Source organism: Marivita cryptomonadis (assembly GCF_002115725.1).
Lineage (GTDB): Bacteria > Pseudomonadota > Alphaproteobacteria > Rhodobacterales > Rhodobacteraceae > Marivita > Marivita cryptomonadis.
This window is the reverse complement of sequence record NZ_JFKD01000063.1, coordinates 1-1582: the sequence shown is the minus strand read 5'-3', so window position 1 is coordinate 1582 and position 1582 is coordinate 1. Positions and strand designations below refer to the sequence as shown.

Here is a 1582-nt window from a genome sequence, read left to right as displayed (position 1 = left end):
GCCGTAACAGGGCTCGGCCTGGCTGGCATCGTTGTGAGTTGATCGACCGCTTGATGTGAAGTGTCGTTGCCCTTGGCACGCTGTACGGCGTGTCTACGGGGTCGTGCTGTTAGGCGCGCCCCAAGATGTCTAAGAAAGAAAGGGCAACGACATGGAAACTTATATCGGATTGGACGTCTCTCTCGCAAGCACGGCAATCTGCGCGGTGAGCGCGCAGGGCAAGATCGTCAAGGAAACGACCGCTGCCAGCGAACCCGATGACCTTATTGCAACGCTGAAGGCGATGCCGGGTGAGGTTGTTGCGGTTGGTCTGGAAGCCGGCCCCCTCTCGCAATGGCTTTATCGACACCTGACCGATGCAGGCTTTGCCACGGTGCTCATGGAGACACGGCAGGTGAAGGGTGCCCTCAAGGCGATGCCCATCAAGACGGACCGGCGGGATGCTGAGGGAATCGCGCGGCTTCTGCAGATGGGGTGGTATCGGCCCGTCCATTGTAAGTCGATGTCGGCCCAGGAGATGCGTGCGCTGTTGTCCGCGCGTAAGGCTGTCCTGCAGGCGGCGATAAATCTCGAGTTATCAATCCGCGGTGTGCTGCGTAATTTCGGACTGAAGATGGGACGTGTTGCAAAGGGTCGCTTCGAAGCACGGGTGCAAGAGTTGGCCGAGGGCAATCCCATGCTGGAGGCAGCAGCGAACCCTATCCTCGCGGCAAGACGGGCGCTGCGACAGGAACTGGCAGGCCTCGAGAAGGTCCTGCGCAATCACGCCAAGGAAGACCCAGTCTGTCACACGCTCATGACGATGCCCGGGGTCGGTCCCGTCGTGGCCCTCACCGTCAAGGCGGCCATCGATGACCCGGAGCGGTTCCGATCGTCCAAGGACGTCGGTCCTTGGGTTGGGTTGACCCCGCGGCGCGAGCAGTCGGGTGAGCGCGACATCGTTGGTCAGATCTCTCGGGCCGGCGATATTGGACTGCGCACGGCGCTATACCAGGCTGCGACGGTGATGCTGCACCGTGGCAGCAAAACCTGGTTGACGGCATGGGCACTGAACGTTGCCAAGCGGCGGGGGAAGAAGCGCGCCACTGTGGCGCTCGCCCGGCGGATTGGGGTTGTTCTGCACCGCATGTGGCGAGACGGCACAGACTTCCGCTTCACCCGGGAAGATGCTGCTGTGGCTGCAACCGCATAGGCGCAACACCATGAAGCCCCCCCTTCAAGAATAGACCTGGAAACAAAGGAGGTTTGGCCGCGCCTGATGGCGCTGGTTCATCGAAGTCCCAACCCGGGACGCGGTCCCCGATGATGCCGGCAAGTGTGCTAGCTGCCAGACAAATTGTCTGAGTGCGTCTCAAAGATAGGCACGCGGGAACCGCTCTTGGACTTGGCATAATGTGGCGGCCGAAGCGCTGACCACGGACAGAAGCAGGATCCCGATGTGGGACAACAATCGGTGGCCAGAGAAATCGGCAACGCCTTCATTCGCAAACAAGATCAGTGATGAAAACCTGCTGGCCAATCAAACGGTTTGGCCACTGTTTCCGTGTTGAAAATTTCTCTTGACCTCAAACGCCCTGTTACA

At 60.2% G+C, this 1582-nt stretch carries 1 protein-coding gene; it reads left to right on the top strand.

Annotated elements, in window-relative coordinates; translation table 11 throughout:
* Positions 1-151 precede the first annotated feature (151 nt).
* The gene (locus MCRY_RS22235) at positions 152-1192 is read left to right on the top strand and encodes an IS110 family RNA-guided transposase (RefSeq protein WP_085633948.1); all 1041 of its coding nucleotides are present in this window, start codon (positions 152-154) and stop codon (positions 1190-1192) included.
* Positions 1193-1582 lie beyond the last annotated feature (390 nt).